The sequence below is a fragment of the Bacillus cereus group sp. BfR-BA-01380 genome, assembly GCF_022663535.1.
Taxonomy (GTDB): Bacteria; Bacillota; Bacilli; order Bacillales; family Bacillaceae_G; genus Bacillus_A; species Bacillus_A cereus_BB.
The window spans coordinates 1-19301 of the sequence record NZ_JAKUFS010000044.1 but is presented as its reverse complement, the minus strand read 5'-3'; the positions used below and the strand labels follow the sequence as shown (position 1 = coordinate 19301).

The following is a 19301-nucleotide window of genomic DNA, read 5'->3' as shown; positions in this document are numbered from 1 at the left end:
CGCCTCTCCGCCCTGTGCGTGGGCGTCCTGCGATTCTGAGCGAGCCGCTTCCGCCTTTCTTAAGAAGTTAGGTGGGAGATAAACTGCTGGCATGCGCCCGATTGGTGAGGGTTGATAATCAGTGGGGGATGAAGAAAACCCCCACTGATTAAAGTTTCACTTTATAGGTTCAAAAATCAAAATGGATTCATCTCGCATTCTCATTTCAATGTAATTAGGAAACAAAGAAGATATGCGGGGGATAACTACTGGTATACACTTAATTGGACGGGCTTTTCATCAGTGGGGAGGAAGGTTCATTTGATTTAAATAAAAGGTAAAATTCATAGTCAAATATGGAACAATTAGAATGAAACGGAAAATGATTGTATAATAGAAAAAAACATAAAAAGATAAAGGAGTGATTCGTATGCAAATTCTTTTATACGTCAGTGTAGCCATTATCGCAATTGCGTTTGCCGTGTTAGTTGTATATGTATGTAGAACATTATTATCTGTTCAAAAAACGTTAGAAAATGTAGCAAGTACGATGGAGGGCTTGGAAAAACAAATGCAGGGCATTTCAGTGGAAACAGAGCAGCTTCTTCATAAAACAAATGCATTAGCAGATGATATTCAAAAGAAATCACAGTCGCTAAATAAAGTAATGGAAGGTGTAGAGGGAATCGGAACAACGATTTATTCACTAAACACAAGATTACGAGGCGTTTCTGATTCTGTTGCACATCAAGTAGAAAACAATGCTGATAAAGTAGCGCAAGTAGTACAATGGAGTAATGCGGTCATTGATGTGTACAATCGCTTCCGGGCAAAAAAGAAAGAAGATGAAGTAGAGAATTTTGAAAGAACAGAGAAAAAGCCGAAAAAAGAAAAGAAATTACCACGGCTTCCGATTCGAATGAGAGGTGAATAATATGAGCATGACAAAGATTGAGACAATGGAACAGTTTGAAGAAATCACAGCAAGTAAAGAGCCATATATCTTGTTTAAACATAGTACAACATGTCCAATTAGTCACGGTGGTTTCACAGCGTTTCAAGAATACTTTAGTGAAGAGCAAGCTGTGCCAGCATATTATTTATATGTACAAGATGCACGTCCTGTTTCCAATAAAATTGCTGAGCACTTTGGAATTCGACATGAATCGCCGCAAGTATTATACATAAAAGATGGTAAAGTGCTCTGGCATGCATCACATTGGAACATTACAAAGCAAGCATTAAAAGAAAATATAAAATAAGGAAAAGCAAGCAAATGCGCTTGCTTTTTTTATTTTCTGAAAATAATATTGACGGGATATATATTTTACAATTAAATGAAGAAAAAATAACGATTCCACACGCAGTCTCATGCGATGTGTATGAAGTGACATCTGCATATGTATCATATATAATAAATTATCTTATGAATGATATTTATATCTGTTTGTTCGTATACATATAAAACTTGAAAGAGGTGGCTTTATTATGGCATCACAGGAGTTAGAGCGGTTACGTTCTCAAATTGATGAAATGAACTTACAAATTTTAAAGTTACTAAATGAACGCGGTCGTCTTGTACAAGAAGTCGGCAAGTTAAAAGAAGTACAAGGTGTGAAACGTTTTGATCCAGTACGTGAACGCAAAATGCTCGATTTAATTGCAGAAAATAATGATGGGCCATTTGAAACATCAACGCTTCAACATTTATTTAAACAAATTTTTAAAACAGGGTTAGAGCTGCAAGAAGATGATCATCGTAAGGCCCTTCTTGTATCCCGTAAGAAAAAGTCAGATGATACGATTGTTGACATTAAAGGTGAAAAAATTGGTGATGGCAATGCGCATTTTATTATGGGACCATGTGCAGTCGAAAGCTATGAGCAAGTTCGCCAAGTAGCTCAGGTAATGAAAGAACAAGGCTTAAAACTTATGCGCGGCGGAGCATTTAAACCACGTACATCACCATATGATTTCCAAGGTCTTGGTGTTGAAGGGTTAAAAATTTTACGCCAAGTAGCAAATGAGTATGATTTAGCTGTAATTAGTGAAATTTTAAATCCAAATGATATTGAAATGGCGCTTGATTACGTAGATGTTATTCAAATTGGTGCACGTAATATGCAAAACTTCGAGCTGTTAAAAGCAGCTGGTTCTGTGAATAAGCCGGTATTATTAAAACGAGGATTATCCGCAACAATTGAAGAGTTTATGTATGCGGCAGAATATATTATTGCACAAGGAAATGGCGATATTATTTTATGTGAGCGCGGTATTCGTACGTATGAGAAAGCAACGCGAAATACGTTAGATATTTCTGCTGTACCAATTTTGAAGAAAGAAACGCACTTGCCAGTTGTTGTTGATGTAACACATTCAACAGGGCGCCGTGATTTATTGTTGCCAACTGCAAAAGCGGCAATGGCAATCGGTGCAGATGCAATTATGGCAGAAGTGCATCCTGATCCAGCTGTAGCACTTTCTGATTCAGCGCAACAAATGGATATTCCAGAGTTCAATGCATTTATGAATGAATTAAAAGCATTCCGGATGAGATAGTAAGATCAGCTGGGTTACTGTCCACAGATAGCAGGATAATGGCTTCGAAAATCTATGTAGCTGTGTGCTGCATAGATTTTTTTCTAGAAAATAGGTATTTTTATATTAAAAATATGAAAATATAAGAAAAGGAACGAATTTTTTCGAAACTTTTTCGGGAAAATATTGTCTCAATCCTTATTTGTATCGTATCATTAGTAAAAGGGCTCGGAAGTGACATCTTTAAGTAGAGTGGATGTCTTTTTTTCATACAAGTTAACTGATACATATTATATAGATGAATTTTATAAAGGAGTGTGTGAAAAGATGAACGTAACAATATATGATGTAGCGCGCGAAGCAAATGTCTCAATGGCAACAGTATCACGTGTTGTGAATGGCAATCCCAATGTAAAACCAACAACAAGAAAGAAGGTATTAGAGGCGATTGAGCGTCTTGGTTACCGTCCAAATGCAGTAGCACGCGGATTAGCAAGTAAGAAAACAACAACAGTTGGGGTTATTATTCCAGATATCTCTAACACGTTTTATGCAGAACTTGCACGCGGTATTGAAGATATCGCAACAATGTACAAATATAATATTATTTTAAGTAACTCTGACCAAAATAAAGAGAAAGAATTCCATTTATTAAATACAATGCTTGGGAAACAAGTAGATGGTATCGTATTTATGGGAGAAGATATTACAGAGGCCCACGTAGAAGAATTTAAAAAATCTCCTGTTCCAATCGTACTTGCGGCATCGTTTGATGAGCAAAATATTACACCGTCCGTAAATATCGATTACACACAAGCGGCATACGATGCAATGAAACATTTCTTAGAGAAAGGTCATACAAGAATTGCTTTCGTATCTGGCCCTTACGTTGATAAAGCGGGGAGCGCGAAAAAATTACAAGGTTACAAACGAGCATTAGAAGAAGCAGGTATCGCTTATGATGAAGAGCTTGTTGTGGATGGTGACTACACATACGATTCTGGTATGGAGGCATTAGACAAACTATGGGAACTTGCTGAAAAACCAACAGCTGTATTCGTATCTTCGGATGAAATGGCACTAGGTGTAATTCACGCAGCGCAAGATAAAGGTTTAAACGTACCAAATGATTTAGAAGTACTTGGTTTTGACAATACGCGCCTTGCCCTTATGGTACGCCCACAGCTTTCAACAGTTGTACAACCAATGTATGATATCGGAGCAGTTGCAATGCGCCTATTAACAAAATATATGAACAAAGAAACGGTGGAAGATCATACAGTTATTTTACCGCACCGTATTCAATTTAGAAATTCAACGAAGTAAATTTCCATCAGTTTGGGGCTTACTGCTCGTTAATGCGGGATAAAAAACTCGTGGGAATATACGAACTACTGACAAAGATGCTCAGGATTTTTATACTCTGAGCATCTCTTTTGTTATTGAGTTGATTTTGTTAACCCAATAACAAATTAAAATGCAGATAACGTTTGTGCTTCTTTATTGCCTTGCCATTCACTCTTATGAAGAGTGTAGTGGAAATATTTTTGATTTTCAATTTCAATTTCCCCTACAAATGCAAATCCGCTTTTTTGAATCACTCTATTTGAGCTTACGTTTTGTATTAGAGCAACGGCATTTAGAAGCTCGACATTCGTTTTTTCAAACAAATAGTTGATCAATCCTTTTGCTGCTTTTGTCGTATATCCTTTATTCCTATAATGTTTTGAAATGGCATAAGCAATCTCTCTATTAGGAGCAGGCAATTCTTCTTTTATTCCAGTCATACAAAACCCAATAAACTTACCAGTTTCTTTTAATATGATTGCCAATCTCAAATAAGTTTGCTTGTCGATATTAGGTACCGATGCTAAAAATGCCTTATTTGATGGTATTTCATAATTTGTTACCCAATCTAAACGCTGTTCTCTTGTTGTTTTGAAATCTGGTAAGAACTCATAAACTTCAGGTTGTGAGGTGAGTTCATATATAGCATCAGCATCGTCAATCCTATATTCTCGTAGTAATATTTCTCCGCAGTCTATTATGAATAAGTCGTTCAAATTGTTTCAGCCCCTATTGTTTTTTCTTTACATATTTCTGTTGTTCTATAAAAAATCCCTTTTTTTAATAAACCGCTTCTCTAATGGGAGTTTCCCTTTACCACTATTTCTAATGTATAATGATATTAAAAGCTATGTGAGGGGGAAATGAAATGATCATTCTTTGGGGAATTACACTTTGCGCGACGGCTCTATTTGCTTATATGACATTAAAACAGAGTGGTATAAGACGATTTATTCCTGGTAGTACTTTGGCAGGAATAGCCCTAATCACATATGTTGCTTCCATTTTTTTTGAAAGCGCTGGAGAACAAGTACATGAGAAGCTTGTATTTTTTTCTACTACATTATTTGTAGGCGCTATCATTATTTTACTTGTTGCAGGAATTATCTTGTTTATTCATACAAACTCAGAAACGTTATAAAAAAGAGAGCAGGCATATAACACCTGCTCTCTTCATCTATTTTATTATGCATTATCTCTTGATGCGTTTTGTTGTTTTAATAAATCGCGAATTTCTGTAAGAAGTACTTCTTCTTTTGTTGGTGCTGGTACTTCTTCTTTCTTTTCTTCTTCTTTTTTGAATGTTAGCTTATTAAATAGTTTAATAAATAAGAAGATAGAGAATGCGATGATGAAGAAGTCAACAATCGTTTGAATGAATACGCCGTATTTTAATGTAGCTTTACCTACTGGATAAGCAAGACCTGTCAAATCAATACCACCTAGTAAAATTCCGACCAATGGCATAATAACATCAGTTACTAATGAAGAAACAATTTTACCAAATGCGCTCCCAATTACAACCCCGACAGCTAAATCCATAACGTTTCCTTTTAAAGCGAACTTTTTAAACTCGTCCCACATTTATCATTCCACCCTTTCCACGACTCACTATGAATTTTATTATTCCTATCAACACATTCTATATAAAGTTAAGATAGAAATAAAGGGTAGAAGAGAATAAAAATAAATTCAGAAAACTAAACGCGTTTTCCTTTTTTTGTTATAAATTTGTAGTGAAGATATGAAATAACAAGGAGATTTTTGAATTACTAGATTCGGAGGTATATGCAGCTTTTTTATTTCTTCACAAGCAGAGAAACTCTTTAATTGTCATTGCAAATTCCTATAGTTTTGGACCAATTGTTCGTTCAAATACATAATGATTTCCACATGGTCCGCCGTGAACAACGATAATTGGTATTGTTTTATGTTCTGCACCAGCAATTTTACACCAGTGCCGAATGTGATTCACTGTTATGTAAGTAGTTCCATTTTGAAGCATTATAGATGTTCACTGCCTTCCTTCAACGAATGATAAAGTGAAACTTTAATCAGTGGGGGTTTTCTTCATCCCCCACTGATTATTAGTTGAACCAATCGGGCTTTTACGGGCAGTTTATCTCCCACCTAACTTCTTAAGAAAAGCGGAAGCGGCTCGTTCAGAATCGCAGGACGCCCACGCCCCTGACAGAGAGGCGCTTTTCGCCTCGTCCGAGGGGGTGAAACGGCCGGAGATTCTAGCCGCTAGAGCTGGACAATGTCTTCACCGAATTTTGAGGTGGGAGTATTACTGCCCGTTAATGCGGGATAAAACGCTGTAATCACAGATGAAAATTTCTCTTGCTCTTCTAAAAATGGATAATGATTGCTGTGTTCAAATGGAATAAAGGAGGAATTTCGTATTCCTTCATGTATTTGTAATGAAGATGCAACTGGACATTGTACGTCATGTTTTCCGCAAATGATTAATGTTTTTGTTGTTACGTTAGCAAGTTGTTCACTTACATCAAAACTGCGAAATTCTTTTGCAAAATAGTTCATACGGCTTGCGGCCATCGTTTTATAAATTGGTTTTGAGAAGTATGTTTCATATTGTTCTGGCTTGTATAAGGATAGCTTTGTACGCTCGGTTGATAAAGCAGTTCTTTCTTCTTTCGTAAGATACGGCAATTTCAAATCTTCAATAAGCTGCTGCATGTATGCGAATTGCGGGTGTTCTGGATGATAAATGCAGTCTTTCATTTTTGTATAGTCACTAGCAGCAGCGCCAACGACTACTAACGATTGTAATGACTGTGGATAGTTTATAGCATACAAAAGTCCAAGCATGCCGCCGGTAGAATGCCCTGCAAAATGCCATGATGAAATGTGCAGCGCTTCTCGAATGGCTTCTAAATCTTGAATGGTTTCTTTCATGCTTAACTCTTCTTCTTTACAAGCAGTTACGGAATTGCCTGCATCTTTTAAATTAATTAATATAACTTGATGTAAGGATGTGAAGCTGTCGGCAAAATAGTCGCCCGTTTCATTGAATTGTGAGTAAAGGTGTGTAATACAGAGCGGCTCTCCATGTCCTTTTGTAAATAGTTCAAAAGTTCCGCGGTCTGTATGGATAAATTGCTGTTTCCACATGAACATATCTCCTTTTGTTTTAAACTTTGCATGTGGCAGGCAAAGGCCCTGACCGCTCCTAAGCACGGCCAGCTGCTTTCGTCCACTTAAAAAGAAAGGGGTTTCTATGTCAGTTTTTCAACATATAAGTCGCTGCTATACAGACAAAACATGCCTGCTACTTGCTTTCTCCCTTTGTTTTAAACTCCGCATGTGGCAGGCAAAGGCCCTGACCGCTCCTAAGCACGGCCAGCTGCTCTCGTCCCCCCTAAAAGGAAAGGGGGTTTTTATGTTGTTTTTTTAACTTGTATAAATTTAGAATGGGAAGAATTCCTCCCATTTTTAATACAATACCTTTTTCGTATTATTCCGAATTATTTCAAGGCACTTTGCTACAGTTAATTCGTTTTTCTCTTCAATTTCTTGTTTGCGTGGAATTGGTTTATACATGTTGTCTGGGTCTTCCCAGGTGAGTGGGAGAGTTGTCTTAGCTTGTCCTTTCCAAGCTTCAATCCATTCTGGTGGGAGATGTCCTGAGATGTTTTGGATGTTGTTCATTTCGAGCCAAATGAGCGCCCAAGCTCTTGGGACGACGCGCCATATATCGTAGCCGCCACCACCGACTGCAATCCAGCGGCCATTGCAATATTCATGAGCAATTTCATGGGCAAGCTTTGGAATTTCACGGTAAATTTGTATCGTTGAACAAAGATGTGTGAGAGGATCGTAGTAATGAGCATCAGCTCCGTTTTGCGTTAAAATAATATCTGGTTTGAAATAGTCAGCGACTTCGCGAATAACGGTGCGATATGCATGGATAAATGAATCATCTTCTGTAAAAGCATCAAGGGGAACGTTAAAAGAATAGCTATATCCATTCCCTTGACCACGTTCATTTACAGCCCCTGTTCCTGGAAATAAGTAACGCCCTGTTTCATGCAAGGAAATTGTACATACGTTAGGATCGTCATAAAAGGACCACTGCACACCATCACCATGATGAGCGTCTGTATCAATGTATAAAACACGAAGGCCGTATTTTTGTTGCATATATTTAATGGCAATTGAGCTGTCATTATAAATACAAAAGCCAGATGCTTTGCCTCGAAAGCCGTGATGTAAGCCGCCTCCTAAATTTAGAGCATGTTCTGCTTTTCCTTCAAGGATTGCATCAACTGCAGTTAATGTCCCTCCAACAAGAAGGGCGCTTGCTTCATGCATATTGGCAAACATTGGCGTATCTTCTGTTCCAAGACCGTAGGACATTGCGATTGATTTTTCTAGCGTTCCTTCTCCAGCACGTTTTACCGCATTTATGTACTCCTCTGTATGAATGAAAGCAATTTCTTCATCTGTTGCCATTCGTGGCGGAATGATCTGTGAAGGATGTATGAATCCACCTTTTTGCAGTAAATCATACGTCAGCTTTACACGAAGCTGATTAAAAGGGTGATCAGGGCTAAAGGAATAGCCCTGATAATCTTCTGAGTAAATGAATACATTTTTCATGTTCCCATCCCCGCAATATTTGGCCATAAAACATGGTAGCCTTTTTGTTCTAGCTCTTCAATTGCTTTAAGAGGATTCATTGTTTGAATGCGGAAAACAAGAACTTTGTCGCTCTCTTCTTTTGCTGGATAGACGAGAACGCTCACGATGTTAATTTTCAGTTCACTGAAAACAGCAACAGCTTTTCCGAGAATACCAGGTTCATTTTTTACTTGAATTTCAATTTGTGAACTTGGTTGATGAGCGCCTGTTAATTTGACGAGTGTATGTAATACTGTTGATTCCGAAATAATGCCGACAAGTTTACCGCCCTTTGTAACAGGAAGACAGCCAATTTTATTTTCAAAAAATAACGTGGCAATTTCTTCAACGAAATCAAGAGGGTGACATGTCATAACAGGCTGCTTCATGATACGTTCAATCGGCTCTTTAAGAGCATCCTTTGAAACGTGTTCATCAAGAATGGACGGACTCGCATCGCGAACGTCACGGTCGGAAATAATGCCGACAACTTCATATTTTTCATTTACAACTGGAATGTGCCGAATGCTATGTGCTGCTAATGTTCTTAAGGCTGTTTCAATCGTGTCGGTTGGGCGCAGCGTTATTACATTTTGATTCATGATTTCTTCAACGATCATGATGTAATCCCCCCTTTTTAGTACATGAAACGATTTTTGAAGCGTAAGCGGTCAAATTGTTGAATGGATGATGCATCAACGCGTTTTCCAATACGAACCATTAAGCAGTTCGCTGGATGTGAACAAATTTCAGGATCATCTGTTGCCATCCACTCCAGCCCACCAGCATTCATCATCTTCTCCATTACTTTTCGATATTCCCAGACATTGAGCCCGGTTTGATTTAAATCCCAGTGCCAATAATATTCAGTTGTTAAAATAATATAGTCTTCCATATGATCATCCATCATAGAAACTTCTAATAAGTTTTTTCCAACAGCGCAGCCACGAAAATCAGGAACAACTTCAATTGCACCAAGCTCAATTAAATTCTTCATGTTTCCTTCAGACCATCGTTCAAGAGGATCTGGATATAAATATGTTACATAGCCAACAATTGTATGTTCATGACGAGCAATAATAATCCGAGCTTCTGGTAACTTAGAAATCTCGACAATTGCTTTATATTGCTGAGCCGCAGGTCGAAAGGCAACTAAATCAGGATGAAACTCATACGTTTCTAAATTATGTGTCTGGACAGGACCTTCAATAATTAAGGTTCCTTTTGGTGCTTTTAAATTTCTTGCATTGTAAACTTTACTATGAATCAATTTTAGGCTCACCACCTTCAGAACTTTGTGAATCTACTATCTATTTTCATACTACTGTACTCAGTATGCGATGTGAATCGAAATTTGTCAGTAAAAATTTGTCTGAAATCATTAAAAAATACTGAAAATTATAAAAAATATCTTTATAATAGACTTATACGGTACATAGAAGGGGGATGTAAAGAATGAAAATAGAAATACTTCCAGTTATTCAAGGGGAAAATAATTTGTTAAATTATGATGAAACATATCGAAATTTTAATTGGGAAGAAGTTAATCAAAATTTTTCTTGGCATGAAACTGGGCGAGTAAATATGGCTTATGAGGCCATTGATCGACATGCCAAATCCCACCGGAAAAATAAAGTAGCATTGTATTATCAAGATGGTGTGAGAAAAGAGAAATATACATTTAAAGAAATGAAGGAATTGTCGAATAAAGCAGGAAATGTCTTGAAAAATTATGGGGATGTCGAAAAAGGCGATCGCGTCTTTATTTTTATGCCTCGTTCACCGGAATTGTATTTTACTTTACTTGGTGCCACAAAGCTTGGAGCAATCGTTGGCCCATTATTTGAAGCTTTTATGGAAGCGGCTGTATGTGACCGCCTGGTGGATAGTGAAGCAAAGGTGCTTGTAACAACACCAGAATTGTTAGAACGTATACCTTTTAATGATTTACCAGCATTAAAAACAGTATTTGTTGTTGGGGAAGGTGTAGAAGAGGGCGGTAAAATTGTAGCATTTAATCCACTTTTTGAACAAGCTTCTAATAAGCTGAAAATTGAATGGCTTGGAAGAGAAGATGGGCTCATTTTACATTATACATCTGGTTCAACAGGGAAACCAAAAGGTGTGCTGCATGTTCAAAATGCAATGGTGCAGCATTATCAAACAGCAAAATGGGTGCTGGACTTAAAAGAAGATGATGTGTATTGGTGCACAGCCGATCCAGGCTGGGTAACTGGAACAGCATATGGTATTTTTGCGCCTTGGCTAGTCGGAGCTTCTAACGTCGTTTTAGGGGGACGCTTTAGCCCGGACGCTTGGTATGAAACGCTTCAAGATTATGGTGTAACAGTTTGGTATAGCGCTCCGACAGCATTTCGTATGTTAATGGGTGCTGGTGACGATACGCTGAAGAAGTATGATTTATCAGCTCTTCGTCATATTTTGAGTGTTGGGGAACCGTTAAACCCAGAAGTAATTCGCTGGGCGATGAAAGTGTTCCATCTTCGCATTCATGATACGTGGTGGATGACTGAAACAGGAGGACAAGTTATCTGTAACTATCCTTGTATGGAAATTCGTCCAGGGTCAATGGGAAAAGCAATTCCAGGCGTGAAGGCAGCAATCGTTGATAATGAAGGAAACGAATTACCGCCATACACAATGGGGAACTTAGCGATTGGAAAAGGCTGGCCATCGATGATGCGTGCTGTTTGGAATAACCCACAAAAATATGAGTCTTATTTTATGCCAGGGGACTGGTATGTGTCAGGTGACTCTGCGTATATGGATGAAGATGGCTACTTCTGGTTCCAAGGGCGTATTGATGATGTTATTATGACGTCAGGTGAGCGCGTTGGACCATTTGAAGTAGAAAGTAAATTAATCGAGCACCCTGCTGTCGCTGAAGCTGGTGTAATTGGTATTCCGGATCCGGTGCGCGGAGAAATTATTAAAGCGTTTATCGCACTGCGCGCAGGTTACGAATCATCTGAAGAATTAAAAGAAGAAATTCGTCAATTTGTGAAAAAAGGACTAGCTGCTCATGCAGCGCCGAGACAAATTGAATTCCGAGATAAATTACCGAAAACGAGAAGCGGTAAAATTATGCGTCGTGTATTAAAGGCATGGGAGTTAAACTTACCAACAGGTGACTTGTCTACGATGGAAGATTAAACAAGAAAGGTCTGAACTACACTTGGTTCAGACCTTTCTTGTTTAGCGTATAGTGAAATTGTGTTCAAATTGTTCAGCGTTACATATAACTTTAAAATGCAGCAGAGCATGCAAGAAGGTTAATACAATGGTATAAAGTGATAGGGGGTCCACTGATTATTAGCCCTCACCAATCGGGCTTTTACGGGCAGTTTATCTCCCGCCTAACTTCTTTGCTTTCGTTGAATTTTGAGGTGGGAGTATTACTGCCCGTTAATGCGGGATAAAGAAAAGATTTAATCTTTTGGAGGGATGTTAGTGACGCAATTTTATCTTTTTGTTGCTATGTCAATTTTTCTTATTATTTTGCCAGGACCTGATACGGGATTAGTAACTCAGAATACAATACTGCATGGGAAACAAGGTGGAATGAAAACTGTTTTTGGTATTTTATGCGGTTTAAGTATTCATACGTTAGCAGCTGTACTTGGGATTTCTGCAATTCTTGTTAAATCGGCATTTTTATTTTCTATTTTTAAGTATATTGGTGCTATTTATCTTATTTATTTAGGATGTGTGTCATTATGGTCTTTACGGAAGAAAGGAAAACAAACAGAGGATATTACAGTTGAAAATAAGTATCAAGGTGCTTCTTGCTTCCGCCAAGGTTTTCTTACCAATTTGTTAAATCCAAAAGTAGCTATTTTCTTTCTAACGTTTTTACCGCAATTTATACAGCATAATGGGAATACGTTTTTTCAACTTTTTATTATGGGAATGACATATACAGTTTTAACCTTTCTATGGTTTATACTCTATATTTATTTAATCAATGCAATTCGTACATGGATGAAAAAGCCGTCTACAGAGCGGGCTATTCAAGGGATAAGCGGTTTTGTACTTTTGGCATTTGGGATTAAATTAGCGTTGGAAAAACGACCATAGTCACTTTTAGTAACTACTCAGTCATTCTATGAAAAAAAGGCAGAAAAGCATTTTTTTAAATGGGCGAGAGATACTGGCTGTGCATAGGAGCGGTCAGGGCCTATTTCTGCCACGTGCAATGTTTAAAACAAAGAAAGGTAGCAAGGGGCATGGCCATTTGTTTCTCCATGGCAGCAATCTATATGCTAAAAAGTAAATTGTATGGCTGAGTAGTTACAAAAATAAAATAAATTTTGAACCATTTGCCTCCAGTATTTGTATAAGTTTATGAAAAATAAATTAGGGGGCACTTTATATGTCAAATAAATGGACGCTTTTATTAATTTTGATCAGTATTATAATCGTATTTGCTACAGGCACGCTTATGCCTATAGCGATAGGGTTTAAAGTTTCAATGATTACGTTAGCATGTATGATGATTATTATATTTTCAATCCTTATCCCGTTTGATAAGAAATATATCGTGAGAAAAGCTGGGAACAAAATCGATTTTACAAAAACAAAAGTTTATTTTCGCTGGAATGTATTTGATACAATATCCGTCTGTATTGCAGTATACGCCTGTATATGTGTACAGGTGTTAAGTATTCTAGTTTCAAGCGGATTAACAGTTCAAAATCCATATGTGCAATTTTTTTCGAATCAAGCGCCGGTTTGGACATTAGTTGCAAGTATATATTTAATTATCCGAATCTCTTTAACGCTAAAGGGGATAAAGGAGATCAAAAAACATGGCGCAAATTGGGATTGAGGAAGAACTCATGCTTGCGTATCAAAATGGGGATGAGCGGGCAGCAGAAAAATTATATATCTTAATCAAACCGGCGTTATATACATTTTTATATCGTTTTAACCGTGATGAACAGCTGAGCATAGACCTCGTTCAAGATACGTTTTTGACGTTAGAACGGAAGAAACATATGTATGAGATTGAAAAAGGAAAGATTAAAACGTATCTGTTTCAAATTGGGTATCGGCTTATGATTAATAAACTGAATCGAAGAAAGAAATGGCGTTCACTTATACCATTTCTTGTACCGATTCAAGAGAAGGAATTTTCGCAAGAAGACCGTCTTACAGTGAGAGAGGCGATTTTGAAGGTTCCAGAAGACCAGCGAGCGGTTCTTCTTCTTTCTTATTATCATGATATGACACAAAAGGAAATCGCAGAGGTACTTGATATTCCTGTAGGAACGGTGAAATCGAGGCTTTATCATGGCATGAAGAAATTGAAACAATTGCTGGAGGTGGATGAAATTGACCGAAAATCCCTTTGATAAAGAATATAGATTGAAACAGCATTTAGATAGTGATCATGTAGAGGTTCCTGATTTTCCGCAAAACGTTAATCTGGGAGATCGTTTTTTACATTTTCTTGCGTCTCCGGCCAAAGATCCTGTTGAAGCGACAATTGGTAATGATTTATCAATTGTGTTTCACATATCATTGTTAGCCGGTGTTCCGCTCCTTTCTTTACTTACAATATACTTAGCCACTCTATGAAAAACTGACAGAAAAGCATTTTTTAAAATGGTCGAGAGAGACTGGCTATGTATAGGAGCGGTCAGGGCCTTTTCCTGCCACGCGCAAAGTTTTAAAACAAAGAAAGGCAGCAAGATGCAGGTCCATTTGTATCCCGCATTAACGGGCAGTAAAGGCAGGGAAGAGCAGCGAAGATAACTGCCCGTAAAAGCCCGATTGGTTCAACTAACCTTTCATGGGAAAAGCGTCCATGAAAGGAAGTTTCACTTTATCTTCATGGCAGCAATCTATATGCTGAAAAATGAAACTAACTTTCTATAGGTAAGTGTATTTTCACTGGAATCATACCCCTTACCAAACTTCTAAATGAAATGTATGGCTGAGTAGTTACAAAAATGATATAACGAAATCGCAACCGAGAAATTTTGGGCTGCATTTGACAGGCATATACAAATGATGTTATAAAAAGAAGTATATAAATAATCGAGCGTGGAAAGGGAACAGTAGTGATCATTTCCCTGTTTTAGAGAGCTGATGGTCGGTGAAAATCAGCACATAAATGATCGCGAATTACGACCCTGGAGCATCTTTCTTCGATTGGATTTCATCCGAAAGGGGAAAGACGGTGCTGAGCCGTTATGTGAATGAGGTGGCAGGTTTTTTTACCTGCAACTAGGGTGGTAACGCGATGATTAAAATCGTCCCTTATTGAAGGGGCGATTTTTTTATGTTTTTAAATTCCGCGCACAAGCTATTTTTAAAGGAGTGAATAGGATGAATATTTTACAAGATCTTGAGTTTCGTGGCCTAATTAATCAACAAACGGATGCAGAAGGTTTACAAGAACTATTAGAGAAAGAAAGTGTGAAATTATATTGCGGTTTTGACCCAACAGCTGATAGTTTACATATTGGTCATATGCTGCCAATTTTAATACTACGTCGTTTCCAACAAGCAGGACATCAGCCAATCGCACTTGTTGGCGGAGCTACAGGTTTAATTGGTGATCCAAGTGGTAAGAAAGCAGAACGTACATTAAATGAAAAAGAAACAGTTGCCTTTTTCAGTGAGCGTATTAAAGAGCAGCTTTCTAGCTTTTTAGACTTCAATAAAGAAGGTAATCCAGCAACGATCGCAAACAACTACGATTGGATTGGTTCTTTAGATTTAATTACATTCTTACGCGATATCGGTAAAAACTTTGGTTTAAACTACATGTTAGCGAAAGATACAGTTGCATCTCGTTTAGAAACAGGTATCTCATTCACTGAGTTTAGCTACATGATTTTACAATCATACGATTTCTTAAACTTATACCAAACGCACGGTTGTAGATTACAAATCGGTGGTAGTGACCAATGGGGTAACATTACAGCTGGTTTAGAATTAATCCGTAAATCAGAAGAAGATGCGAAAGCATTCGGCTTAACTGTACCGCTTGTAACGAAATCTGACGGTACGAAGTTTGGGAAAACAGAAGGCGGTGCGGTTTGGTTAGACCCAGAAAAAACAACGCCTTACGAGTTCTACCAATTCTGGATTAACACAGATGATCGCGATGTTGTGAAATACTTAAAATACTTTACATTCTTATCTCATGAAGAGATTCTTGAGTTAGAAAAACAAGTTGCAGAAGCACCTGAAAAGCGTGAAGCACAAAAAGCATTAGCTTCTGAAATGACAAAACTTGTTCACGGCGAAGGAGCATTAGAGCAAGCAATTAAAATTTCAGCAGCATTATTTAGCGGTTCTGTTGCAGAATTAACAGCAGCGGAAATTGAGCAAGGCTTTAAGGATGTACCATCTGTAGAGCGTAGTGTAGATGATGCATTGTTAGTGGATGTACTTGTGGAAAGTAAAATTTCACCGTCAAAACGTCAAGCTCGCGAAGATATTACAAATGGTGCGGTTTATGTAAATGGTGAACGTACACAAGGGTTAGACTACATGGTAACAGAAAAAGACCGCATTGAAGGTAAATTTACAATCATTCGCCGCGGTAAGAAAAAATATTTCTTAATACGTTACTAACATGCCAAAAAGCGTAAGAATTCTTACGCTTTTTGCATTTTAAAGGAGAGGAGTAAACATTTTGGATATTCAGAAAATTTTAGATGAGTATATTTTAAATCCGGATAAATTAATTAGCTTTGGGGAAACCATCCTGAAAATTATTGTTATTTTTATTGTGGCAAAAGTGATTATTCGCGTAGCTTCTGTAGGAATTGAACAAATATTTAAGATGAGCAGCAAAGCGCCTGTACGTACAAATGAAAGACGTGAAGCGACATTAACGAAGCTTTGTCAAAATATTGTTCATTATGTTGTGTATTTCATGGTCATTATGACGGTTTTAGAAACAGTAGGAATTGATATTAAAGCGCTTCTTGCTGGGGTGAGTGTTGCTGGTTTAGCAATTGGTTTTGGGGCACAAAATTTAGTAAAAGACATTGTAACGGGATTCTTCATTATTTTTGAAGATCAATTTTCAGTTGGCGATAAAGTGAAAATTAATGATATTGACGGTACCATCGAAGAAGTAGGGCTTCGTACGACGCAGCTCGTTGCAGAAACCGGTGAGATTTACTTCGTTGCGAACAGCTCAATTACAAAAGTTGCGAACTACTCTTTAGGTGAAAAACGTAAAGAAATAGCGTAAGAATATATATATTAAAAAAACGACATAAAAACGCCCTTCTTTTTAGGGGGGATAAGAGCATCTGGCTGCGCATAGAAACGGTCAGGACCTTTTCCTGCCACATACAAGGTTTAAAACAAAAGGAGCAAGCAAGTAGCGGTCATGGTGTATTTTCCGTAGCTGCGATTTATCCCGCTATTTGTGGGCAGTAATACTCCCACCTCAAAATTCGTCGAAAGCATTGTCCAGTTCCAGTGGCTAGAATGTTCGGTGGCTTCGCTTCTTCCTACGAGGTAAAAAACACCTCTACGTCAGAAGCTCCATCCCCCTCACATTCTGGACGAGCCACTTCCACATTTCTTTGTTGTCCAGCTCTAGCGGCTAGAATCTCCGGCCGTTTCGCCCCCTCGGACGAGGCAAAAAGCGCCTCTCTGTCAGGGGCGTGGGCGTCCTGCGATTCTGAACGAGCCGCTTCCGCTTTTCTTAAGAAGTTAGGTGGGAGATAAACTGCCCGTAAAAGCCCGATTGGTGAGGGCTGATAATCAGTGGGGGATGAAGAAAACCCCCACTGATTATAGTTTCACTTTATATGTTGAAAAATTAAAATGGCTATATAGAAATAAACAAAGGGCTTCGGTGTAATCATACCGAAGTCTTTTGTTTGAAAATTTTCCGTATGTTCACTTCAAGTTCATAACAAGCATGTATGCTGTAAGCATCATAAGTGATAGAAAAGAGGGAGTTATCTATATGTCACTAGAAGCATTAATTATTTTTTCACTGCTACATGCAGGGCAACTAGCAGAAAATGAAGAAAGTCACTTGCAAAAAAATTATAGTGAACAACATGTTTGTGTGGAGAAACAAGAAGAGAATAAAGCGATGAATATAAAGTTGATTAAACATTAAACATAATTCGGATAAAAATAGATTAATTATTTTTCGATTAAAAATAGAATATTCAGTTTTTAGACTTCTAAAAAAGAAGATAATTCCTACTATAATAGGAAACTATCTTCTTTTTGTTTTTAAATGACTTTTTCAGTGTCCTCATTATGTGCGATATTTTTCATCTATTTTTATATCGCTTTATTAGTGTTTAAAATTTGCAAATTACCTCTAGAGTTTTAAATGTAGATGGATTATTTGCTCTAGATGCATATATATGTGGACTTTCTAAATTAGATAGTTTGAATATTTCACCGTGTTCAAAGTTTATAAAATCCTTCATGTCCTCCATCAATTTTGTATGATCAACTTCATCGAATACTTCGCTTAAAAAAGTAACTAATATATGTGGAGGTGTTAATCTGTTAGTTCTACATATGTATGCGTTATAGTCAAAAGCAGCAATTTCAAATTCATCTGGAAGGTTGTATAAGGATACAGATGTAATTTCCTCATTATTTTCAATAGATGTATATAATTTTTTTTCAATTCTTTTTATAGGTGAAATCTTGCTACTTTTAATAGACACTGCAGATGCCCCCATATAATTTGGTGTTAAATTATATGAGGTAGTAAAATCAATAATATAATTATAGAAATCCAACCATTTTTTAGAATCTGAAGAATCAATCTCTCCATATAATACAATAGATGTTGTTAATCGTTCATTCATTAGTTATCCCATCCTTTACTATTTTTGGGTGGTAATATAAATATATCTCTAGCTCTATCTTTTAAGAGTCTTTGATTATCTTTCATTCTCTCTAGCAAATCTTCCACGTTATCTGTTTTACTTGGAACCTCATATTGATCAATTTTTCCGTCCTTTCTGACTACCAGTATATCGGGTCTTCTATTAGGTTTAATTCCTGGTATTTCATTTAGGTGTTATTTATGAAGAAAAAGACAGGTTTACTGTTACTGACAAAGGAGAAATATTCTTTGCAACTTTTCAAATTGATCTTGAAGAAGTTAAGAAGAAACGTCGTTCTTTTGCTCACAAATGTTTAGATTGGAGCGAGAGGCGTCACCATCTTGCGGGGGCATTAGGAAATGCCGTCTTAGAGAAATTATTAGAGTTAAATTGGATTCAACGTCTACCTAAAACACGAGCAATAAAAATCACTTCTGAAGGAAAAAAGGGACTAAAAGAAACATTTTCTTTTGATATTACAAACAACTAAGTTTTGAATGTAAAACAGCCGATTTAGCCTTAAAGGGGTTAAAGTCGGCTATTTTGTGTTGAAACTTGCTTAACGTGGTTTTTTTCCGAAATGCAGTTGAATCTAAAATACGAATACGCTTAAAAACAGAAGTATATGGAGAAGAAATCGGTATAGATGAGGCCAATTTTTGGTTTAGTAGTTCCGCTAATATGTGTTGCAAAAATTGGACGGCCGCTTTATTAAACCGTTGATTCAATCCCTCAGGCACTTCTGTTGATGTTTCTAAACAGCTGGATAACTGAGTTAAAGAAGTTGTAGCGACATTTTGGCTCATCCATACACATAAAGCGACTAAATCCTTTGCTTGGTACTTACTGGTTCGCTGTACAAAACCAACATCTCTAGCAAGATTTCGTAAGATATTTGGGGATAAGAAACTTTGAATTTCTTGAGCAAATAGT

At 37.3% G+C, this 19301-nt stretch carries 20 protein-coding genes, 3 pseudogenes and 1 other annotated feature; of the genes and pseudogenes, 14 read left to right on the top strand and 9 right to left on the bottom strand.

Features of this window, described 5'->3' with window-relative positions; all coding sequences use genetic code 11:
- The first annotated feature begins 409 nt into the window (after nucleotides 1-409).
- The 4 genes from MR076_RS24635 (at nucleotide 410) to ccpA (ending at nucleotide 3843) form a co-directional block, all read left to right on the top strand.
- Nucleotides 410-913, top strand: a complete 504-nt coding sequence (locus tag MR076_RS24635) for a DUF948 domain-containing protein (RefSeq protein WP_242225110.1) — start codon at nucleotides 410-412, stop codon at nucleotides 911-913.
- A gap of 1 nt (nucleotide 914) precedes the next feature.
- On the top strand, nucleotides 915-1241 hold the full coding sequence (gene ytxJ / locus MR076_RS24630) for a bacillithiol system redox-active protein YtxJ (RefSeq protein ID WP_242225108.1): 327 nt from the start codon (nucleotides 915-917) through the stop codon (nucleotides 1239-1241).
- A 226-nt stretch (nucleotides 1242-1467) separates the two neighbouring features.
- Nucleotides 1468-2538 carry a bifunctional 3-deoxy-7-phosphoheptulonate synthase/chorismate mutase gene (locus MR076_RS24625; protein WP_242225106.1) on the top strand — a complete coding sequence of 357 codons (1071 nt, stop codon included), beginning with the start codon at nucleotides 1468-1470 and terminating at the stop codon, nucleotides 2536-2538.
- 306 nt (nucleotides 2539-2844) lie between these two features.
- Entirely contained in the window at nucleotides 2845-3843 is a 999-nt protein-coding gene (ccpA, locus tag MR076_RS24620; protein WP_242225104.1) for a catabolite control protein A, read from the top strand.
- Between the two features lie 146 nt (nucleotides 3844-3989).
- Here the strand turns inward: ccpA and MR076_RS24615 are convergent, their stop codons facing one another.
- Nucleotides 3990-4580 carry a GNAT family N-acetyltransferase gene (locus MR076_RS24615; protein ID WP_242225102.1) on the bottom strand — a complete coding sequence of 197 codons (591 nt, stop codon included), beginning with the start codon at nucleotides 4578-4580 and terminating at the stop codon, nucleotides 3990-3992.
- 152 nt (nucleotides 4581-4732) lie between these two features.
- Here MR076_RS24615 and MR076_RS24610 point away from each other — a divergent pair, with 152 nt between their 5' ends.
- A complete protein-coding gene (locus MR076_RS24610; protein ID WP_242225100.1) occupies nucleotides 4733-5005 on the top strand; it encodes a DUF3917 domain-containing protein in 273 nt (90 codons plus the stop codon).
- Between the two features lie 44 nt (nucleotides 5006-5049).
- Here the strand turns inward: MR076_RS24610 and mscL are convergent, their stop codons facing one another.
- The 6 genes and pseudogenes from mscL to MR076_RS24580 form a co-directional block, all read right to left on the bottom strand.
- Nucleotides 5050-5448, bottom strand: a complete 399-nt coding sequence (mscL, locus tag MR076_RS24605) for a large conductance mechanosensitive channel protein MscL (RefSeq protein WP_242225098.1) — start codon at nucleotides 5446-5448, stop codon at nucleotides 5050-5052.
- 265 nt (nucleotides 5449-5713) lie between these two features.
- Nucleotides 5714-5869: pseudogene (locus MR076_RS24600) on the bottom strand (alpha/beta fold hydrolase); the annotation flags it as partial.
- 242 nt (nucleotides 5870-6111) lie between these two features.
- Complete coding sequence (locus MR076_RS24595) at nucleotides 6112-6999, bottom strand: alpha/beta fold hydrolase (protein ID WP_242225096.1); 888 nt, start codon at nucleotides 6997-6999, stop codon at nucleotides 6112-6114.
- Nucleotides 7000-7320: 321 nt separating this feature from the next.
- Complete coding sequence (locus tag MR076_RS24590) at nucleotides 7321-8487, bottom strand: acetoin utilization protein AcuC (protein WP_242225094.1); 1167 nt, start codon at nucleotides 8485-8487, stop codon at nucleotides 7321-7323.
- Entirely contained in the window at nucleotides 8484-9128 is a 645-nt protein-coding gene (locus tag MR076_RS24585; RefSeq protein WP_242225092.1) for an acetoin utilization AcuB family protein, read from the bottom strand. The genes MR076_RS24590 and MR076_RS24585 overlap by 4 nt, the downstream gene beginning before the upstream one ends.
- Before the next feature lie 17 nt (nucleotides 9129-9145).
- On the bottom strand, nucleotides 9146-9778 hold the full coding sequence (locus tag MR076_RS24580; protein WP_242225090.1) for a GNAT family N-acetyltransferase: 633 nt from the start codon (nucleotides 9776-9778) through the stop codon (nucleotides 9146-9148).
- Between the two features lie 185 nt (nucleotides 9779-9963).
- On the opposite strand from MR076_RS24580, the gene acsA reads away from it, so the two are divergent.
- The 8 genes from acsA to MR076_RS24540 all read left to right on the top strand — a co-directional run bounded on the left by acsA (nucleotide 9964) and on the right by MR076_RS24540 (nucleotide 17635).
- Nucleotides 9964-11682: an acetate--CoA ligase gene (gene acsA, locus MR076_RS24575; RefSeq protein ID WP_242225089.1), complete on the top strand. Its 1719-nt coding sequence runs from the start codon at nucleotides 9964-9966 to the stop codon at nucleotides 11680-11682.
- Nucleotides 11683-11973: 291 nt separating this feature from the next.
- Entirely contained in the window at nucleotides 11974-12606 is a 633-nt protein-coding gene (locus MR076_RS24570) for a LysE family translocator (protein ID WP_242225087.1), read from the top strand.
- A gap of 295 nt (nucleotides 12607-12901) precedes the next feature.
- Nucleotides 12902-13357: a hypothetical protein gene (locus tag MR076_RS24565; RefSeq protein WP_242225085.1), complete on the top strand. Its 456-nt coding sequence runs from the start codon at nucleotides 12902-12904 to the stop codon at nucleotides 13355-13357.
- Complete coding sequence (locus tag MR076_RS24560; protein ID WP_242225083.1) at nucleotides 13338-13883, top strand: RNA polymerase sigma factor; 546 nt, start codon at nucleotides 13338-13340, stop codon at nucleotides 13881-13883. Before MR076_RS24565 ends, MR076_RS24560 begins: the two co-directional genes overlap by 20 nt.
- Nucleotides 13864-14109: a hypothetical protein gene (locus MR076_RS24555; protein ID WP_242225081.1), complete on the top strand. Its 246-nt coding sequence runs from the start codon at nucleotides 13864-13866 to the stop codon at nucleotides 14107-14109. Before MR076_RS24560 ends, MR076_RS24555 begins: the two co-directional genes overlap by 20 nt.
- Nucleotides 14110-14569: 460 nt before the next feature.
- Nucleotides 14570-14797 (top strand) — a binding site (T-box leader).
- 65 nt (nucleotides 14798-14862) lie between these two features.
- Entirely contained in the window at nucleotides 14863-16119 is a 1257-nt protein-coding gene (gene tyrS, locus MR076_RS24550) for a tyrosine--tRNA ligase (RefSeq protein WP_242225079.1), read from the top strand.
- A gap of 61 nt (nucleotides 16120-16180) precedes the next feature.
- Entirely contained in the window at nucleotides 16181-16747 is a 567-nt protein-coding gene (locus MR076_RS24545) for a mechanosensitive ion channel family protein (protein WP_242225077.1), read from the top strand.
- 729 nt (nucleotides 16748-17476) lie between these two features.
- Nucleotides 17477-17635, top strand: coding sequence for a transporter (locus tag MR076_RS24540; protein ID WP_242225076.1), 159 nt, complete (start codon nucleotides 17477-17479; stop codon nucleotides 17633-17635).
- Nucleotides 17636-17825: 190 nt separating this feature from the next.
- On the opposite strand, the gene MR076_RS24535 is transcribed toward MR076_RS24540, so the two are convergent.
- Complete coding sequence (locus MR076_RS24535) at nucleotides 17826-18347, bottom strand: hypothetical protein (protein WP_242225074.1); 522 nt, start codon at nucleotides 18345-18347, stop codon at nucleotides 17826-17828.
- Between the two features lie 211 nt (nucleotides 18348-18558).
- On the opposite strand from MR076_RS24535, the pseudogene MR076_RS24530 reads away from it, so the two are divergent.
- Nucleotides 18559-18858 (top strand): annotated as a pseudogene (locus MR076_RS24530) (transcriptional regulator); the annotation flags it as partial.
- An 85-nt stretch (nucleotides 18859-18943) separates the two neighbouring features.
- On the opposite strand, the pseudogene MR076_RS24525 reads toward MR076_RS24530, so the two are convergent.
- Nucleotides 18944-19301, bottom strand: a pseudogene (locus MR076_RS24525) (IS4 family transposase); the annotation flags it as partial.